This is a genomic window from Celeribacter sp. (assembly GCF_048266405.1).
In the GTDB taxonomy this organism is placed as follows: Bacteria; Pseudomonadota; Alphaproteobacteria; order Rhodobacterales; family Rhodobacteraceae; genus Celeribacter.
This window is the reverse complement of the sequence record NZ_JBLWZO010000002.1, coordinates 535639-551633: the sequence shown is the minus strand read 5'-3', so window position 1 is coordinate 551633 and position 15995 is coordinate 535639. Positions and strand designations below refer to the sequence as shown.

Sequence of the window (15995 nt, the reverse complement as noted above, 5' to 3'; positions counted from 1 at the left end):
TCACGGTCTCCAAAGCGGACGAAGGTGGACGTAATAGCTGTACTCAATTTTCGAGAAGATCAGCCCGCCGCGATTGGGTACGTTCTGACGAAACCCGAAGGCCATTGCGCAAACCAGAACCAGAGGAACCCCGATAGCCAGCAGCGGAGTTACTTTGCGGGCTGTTCCTTTTACACCCGTCATTTGATGCCAAACCGTCAGCACCACCAACGCACAAAGCGCAACGATATCATCCCCCCATGCCGACCAACGTGACTGAGGTCCGTAGACCAGAAAGGCAAAGAGCGCGGCCACTGAAATCACCAAGACCGGCACTAGAGGCCGTGGGGTTTCACGGCCATGAAATCCGCTAATAAGCGCTGTTATCAAAAGCCCTGAGGCAAGGATGAAATCAACACGAGGCACGAGACCCACGATATAGGCCAGAAGCATGACCGCCACGGCGAGAAAACGCAGAACCTCGCGGCCCTGCCAATCCACGCCCGCGGCCGAAAGTGCATGTGCCGCGCCACCCGAACGGATCGAAATGACCAGAAGAATGATCGACAGGCACAACACAGAACCAAATATGCCCAAAGGCACAATTGCCGCCGAAGTGTACCACCCCGCGCTCGACACGCCGCCACCCGTCTGAGTCCCGAGTGGCAGCTCCAACGTTTTGGCTAAAAAGAACAAAGATAGCGCGATGAGTACCAATGCACTCCAAAAATCGCGCGCGCGAAGGGCCTGTTTGTCCTCCGCGACAGATGTAACATGTAAATCCAAAGGCCTGCCTCTCCCTTCCCATGCTGGGGCGGACACTCCGTCCGCCCCAAATCGTGAGCATTCACCCGAACTGTCCCGAATGGGATTTCAGGCTTTTATGGTTTTTCAATTCCAAGGGATGCGGGATCGACAGTCGCGACACCAAGATCCTGCAACGTATAGGCAAAGTTGCTCTCGAGCGTCGCGAACAGCGCCTGTGCTTCAGGACCATATTGACCGCTGAGGTCATAGTTGTTTGTTTTGGCCCATTCCGCCACGGCATCCGACGCCATCGCTTTTTCAAACGCCGCGGCGAGAGTGGCTTTTACATCGTCGGGTGCGGAATTATGAACGGCGAACCCGATGGCCTGTTTAAGTGGCAGGAAATCCGTGAGCGCAGGATAAATCTCAAGCGCCGAAGGAATGGTCTGGCCATTGAACTCTGCTGCACTTGGCGTCAGCGTTGCCAATGGACGCAACTGACCACCTGAGATGAGCGGCGCTTGTTCAGCAAGCGACGTCACAACGGCCTGCACTTCGCCCGCAATCGCAGCTTCTTGGCCTGCAGCCGACCCTTTGTAGGGCACGAATTTGAATTCTGCGGATGTCCCGTGCTGAAGCGCGAGCAAGTTGAGGTGGTGGATAGAACCCGCACCGCCAGCGGCAGCGGGAATGGAACCTGCGTCTGCCTTAGCAGCACTCACAAGATCGTCGATGGTTTGGAAAGGGCTGTCTGCCGGAACCGAAATCAAGTCAGGCGAACCGCCGACAATGAAGGGATACCAGAAATCGAATTTCTTATCCCATCCGCCCTGCACTGCGGCGGTGACATTGGATTCTGACAAACCCACAAGCGTGTATCCATCATCAGGCTGGTTGGCGACATACACCATCCCGTTGGACCCTGCGACGCCGCCTGTCTGGTTCACGACGTTGATGGAGACAGGTAGATGCTTTTCCATCTCCGCCATGATCATACGGTTGATTGTGTCAGTGCCGCCGCCGGCCCCCCAGACTACAGCGTTGGTGATGTCACGATAGGGATAATCTTGCGCCTGTACGGACGTTGAAACCCCCATAGCAAGCGAAAGCGCCGCTAGTGTTGCGGAAATAGAAATTTTCATCAGTTAGCTCCTCCCAACTGCATTGCGTTTAGTATTGCATTTTTTTATGTATGCATTAAATAGCAAGCTGTCAATGCCGGATGCATCAATGACGTTGCTCCGTTTAGAACAAACAAAGAAAGGCGCAGTCAGAAATGACCAAGACGTTTGAAATCGCAGTCTTCGAGGGCGACGGAATCGGCCCTGAAATCATGGCGCCCACGGTCGACATTCTTAAGAATATCGCTTCGCACTCAAATAGTTACGCATTCAATTTCAACACATTACCTGCGGGTGCTGCCCACTATGCAAAAACCGGAGAATCGCTTCCTGAAACATCACTCGCGGGCGCACGAAAAGCCGATGCTATCCTGCTGTCCGCCATGGGTCTGCCCGATGTGCGCTACCCCGATGGCACCGAAATTTCGCCGCAAATCGAGCTTCGAAAAGCCTTCGGACTGTTCGCTGGAGTGCGTCCTGTGCGCCTTAGCGCGGGACAGGCAAGCCCCCTCAATCTACCCGAAGGACGCGAGATCGACTTTGTGCTGATCCGCGAAAGTACTGAAGGCCTATTCTATTCCCAAGGGCGTGGTGAAGTCTCGGAGGACGAAGCGACGGAAACCCTGCGCATCACCCGCGATGTTTCCGAAAAACTTTTCCGGTTTGCCTTCGATTTGGCCGCCACACGTAAGAAAAATGGTCGCGGCCCCGGTCGTGTGACCTGTGTCGACAAAGCCAATGTGTTCCGCGCCTTCGCCTTTTTCCGTGAAATATTTGACGACATTTCCCATAGTCATCCTGACCTGATTGCGGACCACGCCTATGTGGATGCAACCGCGCTCTGGATGGTCCAAAAACCGTGGGAGTTCGATGTGCTCGTGACCGAAAACATGTTCGGCGATATCCTATCCGATCTCGGTGCTGGTCTGATGGGTGGGCTTGGTCTTGCACCCTCCGCCGACATCGGTCTGCAACAGGCCGTGTTCCAACCCTGCCACGGCTCCGCACCCGATATCGCGGGCCGCGGTGTGGCCAATCCCCACGCCATGATCCTGTCGGCCGCAATGATGCTCGACTGGCTCGCCGTGAAACATGACAATGCAGCAATGGCCCAAGATGGCCGACGCCTTCGTGAGGCGGTTGAGGACGTCGTTGCCCGTGCCGACAGCCTCACCCGCGATCTAGGCGGTGTTGCAGGGACGAAAGAGGCAGCGGACGCCGTGTTGCGTCTGTTGAAACGCGAATGACCCCCTTACGAACCTCCCTGGTGAGAGTAGCCTGCGTTGGTGCAGGCTACTTTAGCCGTTTCCATTACGACAGTTGGGCACGCATGAAAAATGCGCGTGCCGTGGCCTCATGCAACCGCGATATCACTCGAGCGCAGGCAACGGGTTTGCCCGCTTATGACGATCTGGCGCGGATGCTCTCCGAGACGTCTCCCGACCTGCTCGACATCATCCTGCCGCCGGAGGCACATGCCACAACCATCCGCACCGCATTGGCGGCAGGTGTGAAATACATGATTTGCCAGAAACCGTTTTGCACAAGCCTCGACGAGGCGCGCCAGATCACCGCCGAAGCCGATGCTGCGGGCGCGACCATAGTGGTGCATGAAAATTTCCGTTTCCAACCGTGGTATCGGACGGTGAAAGCCGCACTTGATGCGGGTCGGATCGGAAAGCTCCAACAAATGACCTTCCGCTTTCGCCCGGGAGACGGACAGGGGCCAGAGGCCTATCTCGATCGCCAGCCCTATTTTCAAAAGATGGAGAAGTTCCTGATCCACGAGACTGGGGTTCACTGGATCGACACCTTCCGCTACCTGCTCGGCGACCCCACACATGTCTATGCCGATCTCCGCAGGATCAATTCGGCGATACGGGGCGAAGATGCCGGCTATGTCCTCTTTGATCATCCCGACGGAGTACGAGCCATTTTTGACGGCAACCGGCATCTTGACCATGACGCCGACAACCTGCGCCGCACGATGGGCGAGGCCTATTTCGAAGGCACGGAGGGCAGCATCCGCATTACAGGTGACGGCGCGGTGCATTTGCGTCCCTTTAAATCACAGACCGAGGAGACCCTGCGCGGCCCTGATACATGGGAGGGTTTTGGCGGTGATTGCGTTCATGCCTTGCAGAGCCATGTAATTTCCGCTCTTTTAGGCGACGGTGTTTTGGAGAACACAGCACCCGCCTATTTGAAGGTGATCGAAATCGAGGAAGCGGTCTATACCTCGGCCGCCGAGGCAAGGAAGATCCAGTTGGGAATCAACCATCCGTGAACAAAGACACGTCTAAACCTGCATCTAATGCCCAACGGGCAGTTCAGGAACTTCGCGGCCTGATTTTTTCGGGCGAGCTTGCAGCGGGATCAGACCATCTGGAAACAGAACTGGCGGCGCGACTGGGTATGTCGCGCACGCCGATCCGCGAGGCAGCCTTGATGCTGGAAAGTCAGGGGTTGTTGGAAATGCGCCCGCGCAAAGGTGTACGCATCCTGCCGGTCTCTGCCAGCGATATGCGCGAAATCTACGATGTGCTGACCGAGCTTGAAAGTCTGGCCGCCGCCCGCGCTGCCGAGGCGGGCTATTCGAAAGAAGAGCTTGCCGACCTCAAAGCCGCGATTCACGATATGGATCAAGCGATTAAAGAAGAGAGCCTCGACAAATGGGCCGAGGCCGACGACCGGTTTCATGCCGAACTTGTCCGTCTGGGCGACAACTCCCGCGTCAGTTCGATTGTGGCGATGATGAGTGATCAAGTGCGACGCGCCAAAGCATCGACTCTTTTTATCCGCCCCTTACCCGTCCAGTCCAATGAGGATCACCGCGCGGTCTATCGCGCCATCCTCAAAGGCGATGCGGATACTGCACGACGTATTCACCATGCCCACCGTGAACATGCCCGCGATATTCTGACGGATCTCTTGGAGAAACATCGTATCCATAGCCTTTAAACGAAACGTGCCCGCGCCCACCGCTCCTACGCGATCCCTGTAAAGCCCTTCGATGGACCGCTTCACTTGAGGCGGTCCGTTGCGTTTCAGGCCTCCGAATTGTCGAAGGTGGAGCTAACCTGCGTCCAGGCATTTTCGAGGTGTTCGACCAGTGCCTTCTCGGCAGCATCGGGATCACGCATCAGGATTGCGTCAAAAATATCCTTGTGCGCCTGATAGTTGCGCGCGTTGCGTTCCTTGAGGCGGGGCATCTGCGACCAGTGCGGCTCAAGCCACGTGGTATAGGCGCGATGCACAGCCAGAAGCGCGGGGTTGCCCGAAATCTTGTAGAGAACGTTATGGAACGCCTTGTCCGTGGCGTAAAATTCGTCGCTGTCTTCCATCGCCGCCTCATTGGCCTCAAGGGCCGCTTTCAGATCGGCAATATCGTCCTTGCGCGCGGTGAGCGCTGCCTGACGGGCCAGCGCCCCTTCGATCAACACACGGGTGTCAAAGAGGTTTTTCACCCCGTCCTTCGTGGTCAACAGATTGGGGACGATACCGCTCAGGACGTCCACGGCCCCGTCATAGCCGGGCTTACGCACCACGGGGCGAAAGCGCGGCCGCGCCTCGACCAAACCGCGCGACGAAAGGATGCGCACCGCCTCGCGCACGACCGTGCGGGAGATGCCGAATTCCTCCATCAAATCGCGCTCGGGCGGCAGAGGCTGCCCCTCGGCCAATTCGCGGGTGTGGATGCGTTTTTCGATTTCAGCAACCACCTGATCGGACGCGCGGTGCGCTGCATTATGTTCTTTCATGTCCAGTGTCCTGCCTGCCCCTGTCGGCTCTGTCTTGGTGCAAACCTAGTGATTTCCGATTTTTGTACAACAAAATATCAAGATTGTGGAGTTCTTGTTGACTCTCGGTGGATCTAATAGATATTTGGGTTATGTTTGGTCCGACCAAAAGAGAAAGCAAATATGTCCACAAACTCCCAAGACACACGCATCACTGCCGTTGACGTCAGATTGTTCGACGTCCCCCTCGCCGAAGTTCTCACCGACGCGAAACATGGTGATCACACCCACTTCGAACTCGTCTGCGCCACCGTGCGGCTCGCCGACGGTACAACCGGCACGGGCTATACCTACACAGGCGGAAAAGGCGGACGCGCCATTGCGGCGATGATCGAGCATGACCTTGCTCCATTCCTGATCGGCAAGGACGCAGGCGACATCGACGCGCTCTATGACGGGATGCAATGGCATGTGCATTACGTGGCGCGCGGCGGGATCGCCTCCTTTGCCATCTCCGCCGTGGACATTGCCCTGTGGGACTTGCGCGGCAAACGCACGGGCCAACCGCTTTGGAAAATGGCAGGCGGGGACAGTGACCGTTGCCGCGCCTATGCAGGCGGGATTGACCTCAACTTCCCCCTGCCCAAGCTGCTCGACAGCATTCGCGGCTATCTCGACCGTGGCTTCAATGCGGTAAAGATCAAGATCGGCCAGCCCACTCTCGCCGAGGACGTGGAGCGCGTGCGCGCCGTGCGCGAGCTGATCGGGCCGGATATGCCTTTCATGGTGGACGCCAACTATTCGATGAGCGTCGAGCAGGCAATAGAGGCAGCAAAAGCCTTTGAACCCTATAACCTGACGTGGTTCGAGGAGCCGACAATCCCTGACGACTACAAGGGCTTCGGCCGCATCGCGGAGGCCACCTCAATCCCGCTGGCCATGGGCGAGAACCTCCATACAATCCACGAATTTGAATACGCGGTCGACGACGCCAAACTGGGCTATTTCCAACCCGACGCCTCCAACTGTGGTGGGGTCACGGGTTGGCTCAGGGCCGCTGCATTGGGCCGTAAACACGGGATTTCCGTCTGCTCCCACGGCATGCAGGAACTCCACGTCAGCCTCGTCTCGGGCCAGCCCGGCGCGGAGTGGATCGAGGTCCATTCCTTCCCCATCGACGAATACACAACCCGTCCCCTCGTGGTCGAAGACCACATGGCCGTTGCCCCCTCCGAAGCAGGGATCGGTGTCACCTTCGACTGGGACAAACTTCAAGCCGCACATGAGGATATGCACAAATGAGCACTCCGAAAATCAACGCCGCATTTTATCGCGGGAACAAGCAATTCGTTGTCGAGCAGATCGAGGCAGCGCCACCCGCAAAGGGTCAGGCACGGTTGCGGATTGCCTATTGCGGGATCTGCGGAACCGACATGCATGTCTTCCACGGCAACATGGACGCCCGCGTGGACACCAACCGCACAATCGGCCACGAAATGTCGGCCACAGTGGAATCCGTCGGCGAAGGCGTCTCTCAGGATTTGGTCGGACAAAACGTTGTCGTCCGCCCGCTTGATCCCTGCGGCAACTGCCCTGCCTGCAAGGCGGGTCATTCCCATATCTGCCACAACCAGAAATTCCTCGGCCTCGACACGGACGGCGCGATGCAGGAGCTTTGGAACGTGCCTGCCCACACGCTGCACAAACTGCCTGACGGACTGCGCCTCGACCATGCGGCGCTGATCGAACCTGTCGCCGTAGCCTGCCACGATGTGCGTATGTCGGGGCTAAAAGCGGGTGAGGATGTCGTCGTCATCGGCGGCGGCCCCATCGGCATTCTCGTGGCGATGGTTGCCCGTGATGCGGGCGGCAATGTGGTAATCTCTGAAGTGAACCCCAACCGCCTCGCCATCGCGCAGAAACTCGGGTTCGACACCGTGAATCCCGCCGAAGTGGACCTCAAGGAAGAGATCAACACACGCACAGGCACCAAGGGCGCGGATGTGGTCTTTGAAGTCTCGGGCACCCAGCCCGGTGTTGACGCCATGACCGCCGTGGCCGCCACCCGCGCCCGCATCGTCATGGTTGCGATCCACGCCAAGAAGCCCGAGATCGACATGTTCCAGTTCTTCTGGCGCGAGTTGCAACTGATCGGCGCGCGGGTCTACGAGCCTGAAGATTACGAGAAGGCCATCGCGATCATCGCCGCGGGGGGTGTGGATGCGGAGACCATCATCACCGACGTGGCCCCGCTGTCCGACATTCAGGCCGCCTTTGAAGCCCTCGACAGCAGCCCGACCGCCATGAAAAGCCTTATCAAAGTGGAAGCAGACGCATGAGCATTCTCAAGACCTTCGACCTGACAGGAAAAACCGCACTGGTGACAGGTGCCAAACGCGGCATCGGGCGCGGCATTGCCGAGGGGCTGGCCTCGGCGGGCGCGGATATCATCGGTGTGTCTGCCACGCTGGAGCTGGAAGGCTCCGAGGTGGAGAAATCTGTTACCGCCATGGGGCGCAAGTTTACCGCCTACCAATGCGATTTCTCCGACCGTGCCGCCGTTCATGCCTTTGCCAAGGCGATCGAGGATGACGGCCACGCGCCCGATATCCTTGTTAACAACGCAGGCACCATCAAGCGCAAACCCGCCGCCGAGCATCCCGACGAATGGTGGGACGAGGTGATCGACGTGAACCTCTCCTCGCAATTTGTACTGAGCCGCGAGATCGGACGCGGAATGCTGGCACGCGGGTCGGGCAAAATCATCTTCACCGCCTCGCTGCTGACCTTCCAAGGCGGCATTACCGTGCCGGGCTACGCAGCCTCAAAGGGCGGTATCGGCCAGTTGACCAAGGCGCTCGCCAACGAATGGGCGGGGCAAGGCGTCAACGTCAACGCCATCGCACCGGGCTATATCGCCACGGACAACACACAGGCGTTGCAAGACGATTCCGTGCGCTCCAAGGCGATCCTTGAACGAATCCCGCAAGGCCGTTGGGGCAAACCCGAAGACTTCGCCGGCCCCGCCGTCTTCCTCGCCTCAGATGCCTCCGACTACGTCAACGGTGAAATCCTCGTCGTCGATGGCGGATGGATGGGGCGGTAAGCCACCACTCCTTATGCCTTTAGACAAAAGAGCCAGCCCTGATTTCTCGGGGCTGGCTTTTTCGTTCTTAAAACCGACGCGAATGCCGCATGGTCCTACAGATCAAACTCGCGACGAATACTATCGGACTGCGCGCCTATGTCGGGCGCGGCGGTGGTGGAGCGGGCGCGTTCACCGTTTATGCGCAGCGGCGCTCTCGTCAGGCGCAGTGATGTGCCGTGCATGTTCTCGACCTGCTGAATGATATCGAGACGTTTGAACGCATCCTCTTGCAGGAATTCAGACCAATCCAAAACCTTGGCGCACCAGATATCCTCGGGTTGCAGGATCGACAGCCAATGCTCGGTCGGCTGCGTCGCCAAACGCTCCGCGATGATCTGCTTGATCTCGTCACGCTTGGAAAACCACGTGTCGGGTTGCGCGGCAAAGGGGGCCAGCGCATCCAGTTCGAGCAGCCCAACCAGACGGTCCAGCGGGGTCATCGCCAAGGCCAGATAGCCGTCCGCCGCAGGATAGACACCATAGGGCGCGGACAGTCCGACATGGGCATTGCGATATCCCGCCCGCTCGGGCAAGCGCCCGCCGTCGTTGAGATGGGTGGCCAGAACTTCGAACTGGAAATCCACCATACTCTCCAGAAGGCTGGTCTCGACCAGACAGCCCTTTCCCGTAATACCCTTGCGCACGAGGCCAGCGAGAATGCCTTGGCACAGGTTTGCGCCCGCAAACATATCCGCCACGGCCAGACCGAAGGGGACAGGACCATCCCCCTCATGACCGTTCAGCCACATCGCACCCGAACGGGCCTGTGCGAGCAGATCCTGACCGGGATGCTTGACCCAAGGCCCGTCGGGGCCATAGCCGGAAACCGAACCATAAACGACCTGAGGGGCAAAGTGTTTGACGTCTTCATAGCCCAAGCCCAACCGCTCGATCACGCCGGGACGAAAATTCTGGATCACCACATCAGCCTTGGAAATCAGCTTCTTGAGCGCGGCCAGATCCCCCGCCTTTTTTAGATTGAGCGCAAGACTTTCCTTGCCGCGGTTAATGGCATGGAAGATCGTGCTTTCCCCGTCCACCACAGTGTCCGACAGGTAAAGCGAACGGGTCAGATCGCCGCCGTCGGGGCGTTCGATCTTGATCACCCGCGCGCCAAGATCCTGAAGCCGCAAAGAGGCATAGGGCCCTGCGAGAAACTGGGACAGGTCAACGACGAGAATTCCGTCGAGCAAGGCTGTAGTGTCTGACACGTTTACTCTTCCATCAAAAATATGCGGTCCATCTCGGCCCAGAACTCCCCGTCCTTACGGGTCTCCAGCGGCGCCATCATGGGCATACACAGCGCCCACCATTCCTGCGTCTTGGCATCCGCAGCCATCTTGGCCATGTCCGCTTCGTAATCGGTTCCAAAATACTCGTAGTAGCCGAACATCAGGTGTTCGGGTTCGTGGAGATAAATGGAATAATTGCGGATGTTGCAATCACGAATTTTGTCGAGCACCTCGGGCCAGACATCGGCGTGCACCCGTTTGTAGTCCTCCATAAACTCGGGTTTGACCCGAATGGCAAAACCTTTGCGTTCCATCACGATGCTCCTTTCGACAGGTTGGGCACGGGTTCCAGAGGGCGGTTTGCGGAGGCGTAGCAGGCCTCGACAATTGCCATGGTCTGCCACGCACTTTCAACATTGGTCATCAGCACGTCGTCCTCGCCAGACACGAACCGCTGCATGTTGTTCATGATCATCTCGAAAGCATCGGGGAACCAATGGCCATTAAGCGGCACCTGTTCCATCGGCCCTCCGCGCTTGCCCATCCACAGCTCGTCGGCCTCACCGTGGGGGTAGTCGAGCAGCACGCCGAGCTTGACCACCGCCGCGCCCTCGTCGCCTTCGAAACGGATGGAGCTATCTTGGTGGGAGCGGCCGAAATCATGGTGGTGATTGATCGACAGCGCCACGCGCAGGTCATTGTCGTATTCGAGAATGGCCGTGGTCCGCGTGTCGGTCAGCTTTGATCCGGGGTAGCTGTAATTGCGCGACACGACACCCTTGGGCAGACCCACGAGGCTCTGGATCAGGTCTATGTAATGGATCGAATGAGAGACAATTTCGACCCGAGGATCACGCTCCAAGGTCGGGAAAAGATGCCACGGAGTGACAAGGTTGAGATGCACCTCGATCTCGGTCAACTGGCCAAAGAACCCCTTGGCCATGGCATCGCGCACCGCCAACATCATCGGCGCATAGCGCAACTGGAAATTCACAGCCGCGGTTAGCGATTTGCGACGGCAAATCTCAAGAATGCGACTCGCCTCGGCAAGGTCCACGCCCAGAGGCTTCTGGATCAGAACGGGCGCCCCATCGGGCAGCTTTTCGAGCATGTCGGCGTGGACGTGGTGGCTGGATGCAAGATCGAAGATCACATCCTTTTGCGCGGCCACCTCCTCGATACTGTCAAAAACCTTGGGAATACCGAATGTCTCGGCCACGGCCTCGGCGCGGTCGCGGCTGCGGTTCCAAATCCCCGCGACCTCGTAGCCGCCCTGACGATAGGCGGGCATGTGGCTGTCGACGACAATCCCGCCCGCACCGATAATGACAATCGGGCGTGCCTTCTCTGGTCTGGGCCAATTCTGACTGAATCCCATAGCGCTATTTCCTTCGATGTAGTGGTCAGGTCAGTCGATGCCGACCAACTCCGTTATCTTGCGGCCCGCACGCAGGGCCGCTTCACGAATTTGTTCCAGATTAGGGCCATGCGCGCTCTGCAACGTGGCCACGATAAGCGCGGCTTTGACCTTTGACTTTGGCGAGCCAATCAACACGCCTACGTCCAGCCCGCCGACAAACCGTTCGCCCACAGAGATTTCATAGCCGCAGTCCTGCGCATTCTTGACCTTGACCAAAAAGGCATCCTGCACCTCCTTGGGAAGGTCGAAATACTCGGTGTAAGCTCGCAAAAACGAGAGGCGCTCATCATCGCCCATAGCAGAGAGAATGATCCGCCCCGAGGATGTCGCCAAAGGCGAATGTCGTGAGCCCACTTCGATGGACAGGCGCAGCGGCTTTGGGCTTTCATGCTGTGCCAGAACGACAATCTCGCCTTCGCGCAGGGTGGTCAAATGACAGGTCTCACCCACCTCTTCGGACAGATCACGCATCACAGGTTGAGCAACGCGCAGCAACTCCTCATAGGGCGAGTGAGTGCGGCTCAACTCGAAAAGCTTGAGCGTCAGACGGTACTGCCCACCCTGTGTCCGGCGGATGTAACCGCGTGCCTCCAAGGCAGAAAGCGTGCGGAAAATCTCGCTGGCACTGCGCCCCATGGCCCGGCCGATATCAGCCTGTGACATTGAAGCGGCGCTTTTGCTCAAAAGCTCGATGACGTCCAAGCCTTTGTCCAAAGCGGGCACGGTATATTTCTGGCCAGTCTTGCGACCTGTGGTCTTGTCTTGGTCTGCCATAAATGTACCTTTCGCGCCTTTCGTAGCTACCGTCCCGACCCGTTGGCCGCGCCTTGGTCACAAGGCACGACCAGATCAGATTGGATCAGGCAGCGGCCTTTTTGCGTTTATTACCGCCTACAGTGTAGATCGCCGCAGCGGCAACCACCACAGTGCCTTCAATCACCCCTTGGTAATTTGCACCAAGGTTAAGGATATTGAAACCATTGGTCAGCGTAAACAACAGCAATGCACCCACGAGAGTTTTGATCACGCTGCCCGCGCCGCCAAAGAGCGAGGTGCCGCCGAGAATTGCCGCCGCGATGACGGTCAACTCAGCCCCTTGCAAGGCGGTCGGGTTCACCGCCCCCAGACGGCTGGCGAACAGGATGCCGGCGAATCCTGCCGTGCCGCTTGCCAGAATAAAACCCGCCATTTTGTAGGCATTGACGTTAATCCCCGCCAAACGCGCTGCAACAGGGTTGCCACCCACAGCATAGACGCGGCGCCCCACGGTCGTGAAGGATAGAACAGCCCAGACCACAACTGTATAGATGCCCGCATAGATCACAGGTTTGGCCACTGTTAACTCCGGCCCCGCCATCAGCGCAATTGCAGCGACAACGAGCCCTGCGACCACACCACCGGGTGTGGAGACGGGCATAGCTTCCCCTTTGGAACGCGCGCGCAACAGCTTGCTACCGAACCACACAACCAAGAGAACGGCGATGACCAGAAGCGCCATCTGCATGGGCACTTTACCACCCTCAAAGGCGACCATCTGCGCCTTAGCTTCAGGAGTAGAAACTAGCAACGAACGCCCGTTGGTCAGGATCAGAACGAGGCCGCGAATTGCGGTCAATGTGCCAAGGGTCACGATAAAGGCGTTGATCCCCAATACCTGCACAATCGTGCCATTCAGAACGCCCACACCGATGGTCGAAAGCAAGGCAATCCCTGCCGCAGCCCAAAAGCCCAAAGGCCCCGCAAGCGCCACAGTAACGGCCGCCCCGAGCGCGGCCACAGAGGCCACAGAGAGGTCAAAGTTGCCTGTGATCAGGATCACGGTCATCGCAACCCCCATCATCCCCACCATAGAGGCTTGATAGAGAATATTGGTGAGGTTGGTCGCACTCAAATAGGCGGGCCGTCCCGCAAAATGGGTCACAAGTCCCAAGATCAACATCAGAATGATCAGGGCGTAATACACACCTGCTTCGCGCAGGCCAAAATGACGTTTCCAATCGGATTTAAGCATGGTGCAGCCTTTCTTCAGTCGGAACACCTGTGTCCGAGGTTGTTTGTTCATGCGTTTCGCTCTTGCCACTAGCAAGCAAGATCAACTCGTGGTCGCTCGTATCGGCAGCGTCACGTTCGGCCACGACTTCCCCATCGCGCATCACGAGAACACGGTCGGAGACGGAAAGAATTTCCTCGAACTCCGAGGAAATAATGATCACTGCGACCCCTTGGGCCGCCATTTCGCGCACCAAGGACAGAATGTCTGCCTTGGCCCCCACGTCGATCCCTGCGGTGGGTTCGTCGAGGATGAGGAGTTTGACATCGCCAAAGAGCCAACGTGTGATCGTCACCTTCTGGGCGTTGCCACCCGAAAGCTCTGTTACCAAGGTTTCGGGGCTGTCTGTCTTGATCTTGAGCGTCTCGATCGCCTTGTCGGCCCATTGCATCTCGACATCGTTTTGCAACAACCAACCCCATTTGGCGGTCTTGTCGAGGTAAGGAAGTGAGTTGTTCCGCCAGATCTCGAACACGGGCACAATGGCCTGTTGGTCGCGATCTTCGGGGACAAGCGCCATGCCAGCCTTGACCGATTTGCGCGGCGAACGGGCCATGAGGCGACCGTCGAAACGCACTTCACCTGTGGCCTGTTTATCCGAGCCGAAAATGGCATGGACCAGTTCCGATCGCCCCGACCCCAATAGCCCCGCGATGCCGACAACTTCGCCTGCACGTACTGTCAGATCGGTTTTCTCAAGCCCTTCGGGAGAGGCTAGATCACGGACCTCAAGCACCACTTCATCGCGGATTGTCCCGCGTTGGTGGCGCAGATGTTCAAGCGCGTTCACCGTTTTACCAGCGATGGCCTCGGCAATTTCGCTTTCACCTACATCATTTGTCCGCGCCGACATCACCGTACGCCCGTCACGCAGAACAGTGAGTTCATCGGTTAGTGCGACGATCTCGTCGAGGAAGTGGCTAACGAAAATAATGCCTTTCCCCTGCGACGCGAGACGGCGCACGGTGGAATAAACGATCTCGCGCTCTTCTTTCGCCAAAGAGGCGGTCGGCTCGTCCATCACGATCAGATCGGCCCCGAGGCTGAGCGCCTGAAGGATACAGACCATTTGGCGTGCGCCGATGGAGAGGTCTTCGACCAACGTGTCGGGACGCACCGAATAGCCCACGTCCTCACACAGCGCAGCAAAGGTGGCAACGTCCTCGGCTGTGCGCCGCCACCCCTTTTCTTTCCACAAAAAGACGTTTTCGAGCACCGACAGGGTCGGAACCAAAGGGATATTTTGATGGATCGTCGCGATGCCTGCCTTATTGGCTTCAAGCGGCGCGGAAAAGGCGACCTCAGCCCCCTTCCACAACATCGTGCCCCCCGAAGATCCATAGCTTGCAGACAGGACATTGATCAGTGTGGACTTCCCGGCACCATTGGCACCGAGAAGACCGTGAACAGTGCCCGCATAGGCAGCGAAATCCACACCCTTGAGGGCGACCGTCCCGTTTGGGAATGTCTTCTGGATTCCGCGCAGCTCTAGAAGCGGCTGCTCACCCTTATGATAGTCGGAATGGGTCACGCCCGATCACCACTGCCCGACACAAAGGTCGATGTTGTCGATGGTCACAGCAGGCGTTTCGTAGGTCACAAACTCCTCCTTGTGATCCGCTGTTCCCGTGGCGATGTCGTGCAGGACGTTAAAGGACAAACGCCCGATTTCTTCTGGCTTGTAGCAGACAGTGCCGTCCACGGCGCCGTCTTTGATGGCTTGGATGGCCAGTTTGGAACCACCAAAGCCCAACAGAAGCGCGTCAGATCCTGCGGCGTCTACCGCACGGGCACAGCCGACAACCATATCGTCAGCCTGATTGAAGAACAGATCCACGTCAGGATTGGACGCAAGGATGTTCTGACAAGCGGACTCCCCTTTTTCCGAGGTCCAGTCGCCCGGTTGCGCCGCGACGATTTCATAGGGCTGACCGGCTTCTTTCATGCCTGCTTCGAACCCTTCGGTGCGCAGACCAACTTCGGCATACCCAGCGGCGCCTTCGATCACGGCGACCTTGGCGGTTTTGTCGTCATCGAGAAGTTTCGCAGCCAAAAGCCCGATCTGATGGCCCGCAGTCACCTCGTGTTGGGTTACAAGCGCAGCCATGCCCTCGTAGACGTCATCAATCGGACGAGTGGTTGGATCACCGACCTGACCCGCAGACGCCACGAAGGGCACACCCGCAGCGGCAGCTTTATCAGCCCATGCGGTCGCCACAACAGAGTCATTGGGCAGCACGGAAATCCCGACCACGCCCTGCGCCAGAAGGTCGTCGATGTCATTGGTCTGCTTGAGCACGTCACCTTGCGAGTCAAGGATGATCGCCTCTGCGCCCACTTCGGCAGCTGCATCGGCAAAGCCCTTGGCAATTGCGGCAGCAAAAGGGAAGCTCAGGCCATTGCTAGAGTGCCCAAAAGGGCCCGTTTCCTGTGCGTTAGCAGCACCAGCAATCGCGAGACCAAGCGCCGAAGCGCAGCCCATAAGTTTGAATGTAGATGTCATTGTTTTCTCCTCCTCAGTAAAAATCCGGCCCTATGGCCGATAGATGATCCCCCGC

At 58.0% G+C, this 15995-nt stretch carries 16 protein-coding genes; 6 read left to right on the top strand and 10 right to left on the bottom strand.

Annotated elements, in window-relative coordinates; all coding sequences use genetic code 11:
- Together ACN0TS_RS07505 and ACN0TS_RS07500 are read right to left on the bottom strand one after the other, a co-directional pair.
- Positions 1–765, bottom strand: a complete 765-nt coding sequence (locus tag ACN0TS_RS07505; protein ID WP_417258712.1) for a hypothetical protein — start codon at positions 763–765, stop codon at positions 1–3.
- Between the two features lie 95 nt (positions 766–860).
- The gene (locus tag ACN0TS_RS07500; protein ID WP_417258711.1) at positions 861–1868 is read right to left on the bottom strand and encodes a Bug family tripartite tricarboxylate transporter substrate binding protein; all 1008 of its coding nucleotides are present in this window, start codon (positions 1866–1868) and stop codon (positions 861–863) included.
- A 134-nt stretch (positions 1869–2002) separates the two neighbouring features.
- Between ACN0TS_RS07500 and ACN0TS_RS07495 the strand changes: the two genes are divergently transcribed.
- Genes ACN0TS_RS07495 through ACN0TS_RS07485 form a run of 3 tightly spaced genes read left to right on the top strand, consistent with a single transcriptional unit; the run spans position 2003 to position 4808 of the window.
- The gene (locus ACN0TS_RS07495; protein ID WP_417258710.1) at positions 2003–3094 is read left to right on the top strand and encodes an isocitrate/isopropylmalate dehydrogenase family protein; all 1092 of its coding nucleotides are present in this window, start codon (positions 2003–2005) and stop codon (positions 3092–3094) included.
- Positions 3095–3114: 20 nt separating this feature from the next.
- Positions 3115–4134, top strand: a complete 1020-nt coding sequence (locus ACN0TS_RS07490) for a Gfo/Idh/MocA family protein (RefSeq protein ID WP_417258709.1) — start codon at positions 3115–3117, stop codon at positions 4132–4134.
- The gene (locus ACN0TS_RS07485) at positions 4131–4808 is read left to right on the top strand and encodes a GntR family transcriptional regulator (RefSeq protein ID WP_417258708.1); all 678 of its coding nucleotides are present in this window, start codon (positions 4131–4133) and stop codon (positions 4806–4808) included. Before ACN0TS_RS07490 ends, ACN0TS_RS07485 begins: the two co-directional genes overlap by 4 nt.
- A gap of 86 nt (positions 4809–4894) precedes the next feature.
- Here ACN0TS_RS07485 and ACN0TS_RS07480 read toward each other — a convergent pair whose 3' ends face one another.
- Entirely contained in the window at positions 4895–5608 is a 714-nt protein-coding gene (locus ACN0TS_RS07480) for a FadR/GntR family transcriptional regulator (protein WP_417258707.1), read from the bottom strand.
- 162 nt (positions 5609–5770) lie between these two features.
- Here ACN0TS_RS07480 and ACN0TS_RS07475 point away from each other — a divergent pair, with 162 nt between their 5' ends.
- Genes ACN0TS_RS07475 through ACN0TS_RS07465 form a run of 3 tightly spaced genes read left to right on the top strand, consistent with a single transcriptional unit; the run spans position 5771 to position 8693 of the window.
- On the top strand, positions 5771–6889 hold the full coding sequence (locus ACN0TS_RS07475; protein ID WP_417258706.1) for a mandelate racemase/muconate lactonizing enzyme family protein: 1119 nt from the start codon (positions 5771–5773) through the stop codon (positions 6887–6889).
- Positions 6886–7926: a zinc-dependent alcohol dehydrogenase gene (locus ACN0TS_RS07470; RefSeq protein WP_417258705.1), complete on the top strand. Its 1041-nt coding sequence runs from the start codon at positions 6886–6888 to the stop codon at positions 7924–7926. The genes ACN0TS_RS07475 and ACN0TS_RS07470 overlap by 4 nt, the downstream gene beginning before the upstream one ends.
- A 2-nt stretch (positions 7927–7928) precedes the next feature.
- Positions 7929–8693 (top strand): SDR family oxidoreductase, encoded by a 765-nt coding sequence (locus ACN0TS_RS07465; RefSeq protein ID WP_417258746.1) that lies wholly within the window; start codon positions 7929–7931, stop codon positions 8691–8693.
- Between the two features lie 95 nt (positions 8694–8788).
- Here ACN0TS_RS07465 and ACN0TS_RS07460 read toward each other — a convergent pair whose 3' ends face one another.
- The 7 genes from ACN0TS_RS07460 to ACN0TS_RS07430 all read right to left on the bottom strand — a co-directional run bounded on the left by ACN0TS_RS07460 (position 8789) and on the right by ACN0TS_RS07430 (position 15940).
- Positions 8789–9946 carry a CaiB/BaiF CoA transferase family protein gene (locus ACN0TS_RS07460; protein ID WP_417258704.1) on the bottom strand — a complete coding sequence of 386 codons (1158 nt, stop codon included), beginning with the start codon at positions 9944–9946 and terminating at the stop codon, positions 8789–8791.
- Positions 9947–9948: 2 nt separating this feature from the next.
- Entirely contained in the window at positions 9949–10281 is a 333-nt protein-coding gene (locus tag ACN0TS_RS07455; RefSeq protein WP_417258703.1) for an L-rhamnose mutarotase, read from the bottom strand.
- The gene (locus ACN0TS_RS07450; protein WP_417258702.1) at positions 10281–11345 is read right to left on the bottom strand and encodes a Gfo/Idh/MocA family protein; all 1065 of its coding nucleotides are present in this window, start codon (positions 11343–11345) and stop codon (positions 10281–10283) included. Before ACN0TS_RS07450 ends, ACN0TS_RS07455 begins: the two co-directional genes overlap by 1 nt.
- Positions 11346–11375: 30 nt before the next feature.
- A complete protein-coding gene (locus ACN0TS_RS07445) occupies positions 11376–12161 on the bottom strand; it encodes an IclR family transcriptional regulator (protein WP_417258701.1) in 786 nt (261 codons plus the stop codon).
- An 85-nt stretch (positions 12162–12246) separates the two neighbouring features.
- Positions 12247–13449 (bottom strand): ABC transporter permease, encoded by a 1203-nt coding sequence (locus ACN0TS_RS07440; protein ID WP_417258700.1) that lies wholly within the window; start codon positions 13447–13449, stop codon positions 12247–12249.
- Positions 13391–14968, bottom strand: a complete 1578-nt coding sequence (locus ACN0TS_RS07435; RefSeq protein WP_417258699.1) for a sugar ABC transporter ATP-binding protein — start codon at positions 14966–14968, stop codon at positions 13391–13393. The genes ACN0TS_RS07440 and ACN0TS_RS07435 overlap by 59 nt, the downstream gene beginning before the upstream one ends.
- A gap of 6 nt (positions 14969–14974) precedes the next feature.
- On the bottom strand, positions 14975–15940 hold the full coding sequence (locus ACN0TS_RS07430) for a sugar ABC transporter substrate-binding protein (RefSeq protein ID WP_417258698.1): 966 nt from the start codon (positions 15938–15940) through the stop codon (positions 14975–14977).
- Positions 15941–15995: the final 55 nt, after the last annotated feature.

Excerpts from the sequence above, each read along its gene's own strand:
- ACN0TS_RS07495 (WP_417258710.1), top strand. The coding sequence starts at position 2,003 with ATGACCAAGACGTTTGAAATCGCAGTCTTCGAGGGCGACGGAATCGGC.
- ACN0TS_RS07450 (WP_417258702.1), bottom strand. The coding sequence starts at position 11,345 with ATGGGATTCAGTCAGAATTGGCCCAGACCAGAGAAGGCACGCCCGATT.
- ACN0TS_RS07475 (WP_417258706.1), top strand. The coding sequence starts at position 5,771 with ATGTCCACAAACTCCCAAGACACACGCATCACTGCCGTTGACGTCAGA.
- ACN0TS_RS07470 (WP_417258705.1), top strand. The coding sequence starts at position 6,886 with ATGAGCACTCCGAAAATCAACGCCGCATTTTATCGCGGGAACAAGCAA.
- ACN0TS_RS07440 (WP_417258700.1), bottom strand. The coding sequence starts at position 13,449 with ATGAACAAACAACCTCGGACACAGGTGTTCCGACTGAAGAAAGGCTGC.
- ACN0TS_RS07445 (WP_417258701.1), bottom strand. The coding sequence starts at position 12,161 with ATGGCAGACCAAGACAAGACCACAGGTCGCAAGACTGGCCAGAAATAT.
- ACN0TS_RS07500 (WP_417258711.1), bottom strand. The coding sequence starts at position 1,868 with ATGAAAATTTCTATTTCCGCAACACTAGCGGCGCTTTCGCTTGCTATG.
- ACN0TS_RS07455 (WP_417258703.1), bottom strand. The coding sequence starts at position 10,281 with ATGGAACGCAAAGGTTTTGCCATTCGGGTCAAACCCGAGTTTATGGAG.
- ACN0TS_RS07480 (WP_417258707.1), bottom strand. The coding sequence starts at position 5,608 with ATGAAAGAACATAATGCAGCGCACCGCGCGTCCGATCAGGTGGTTGCT.
- ACN0TS_RS07430 (WP_417258698.1), bottom strand. The coding sequence starts at position 15,940 with ATGACATCTACATTCAAACTTATGGGCTGCGCTTCGGCGCTTGGTCTC.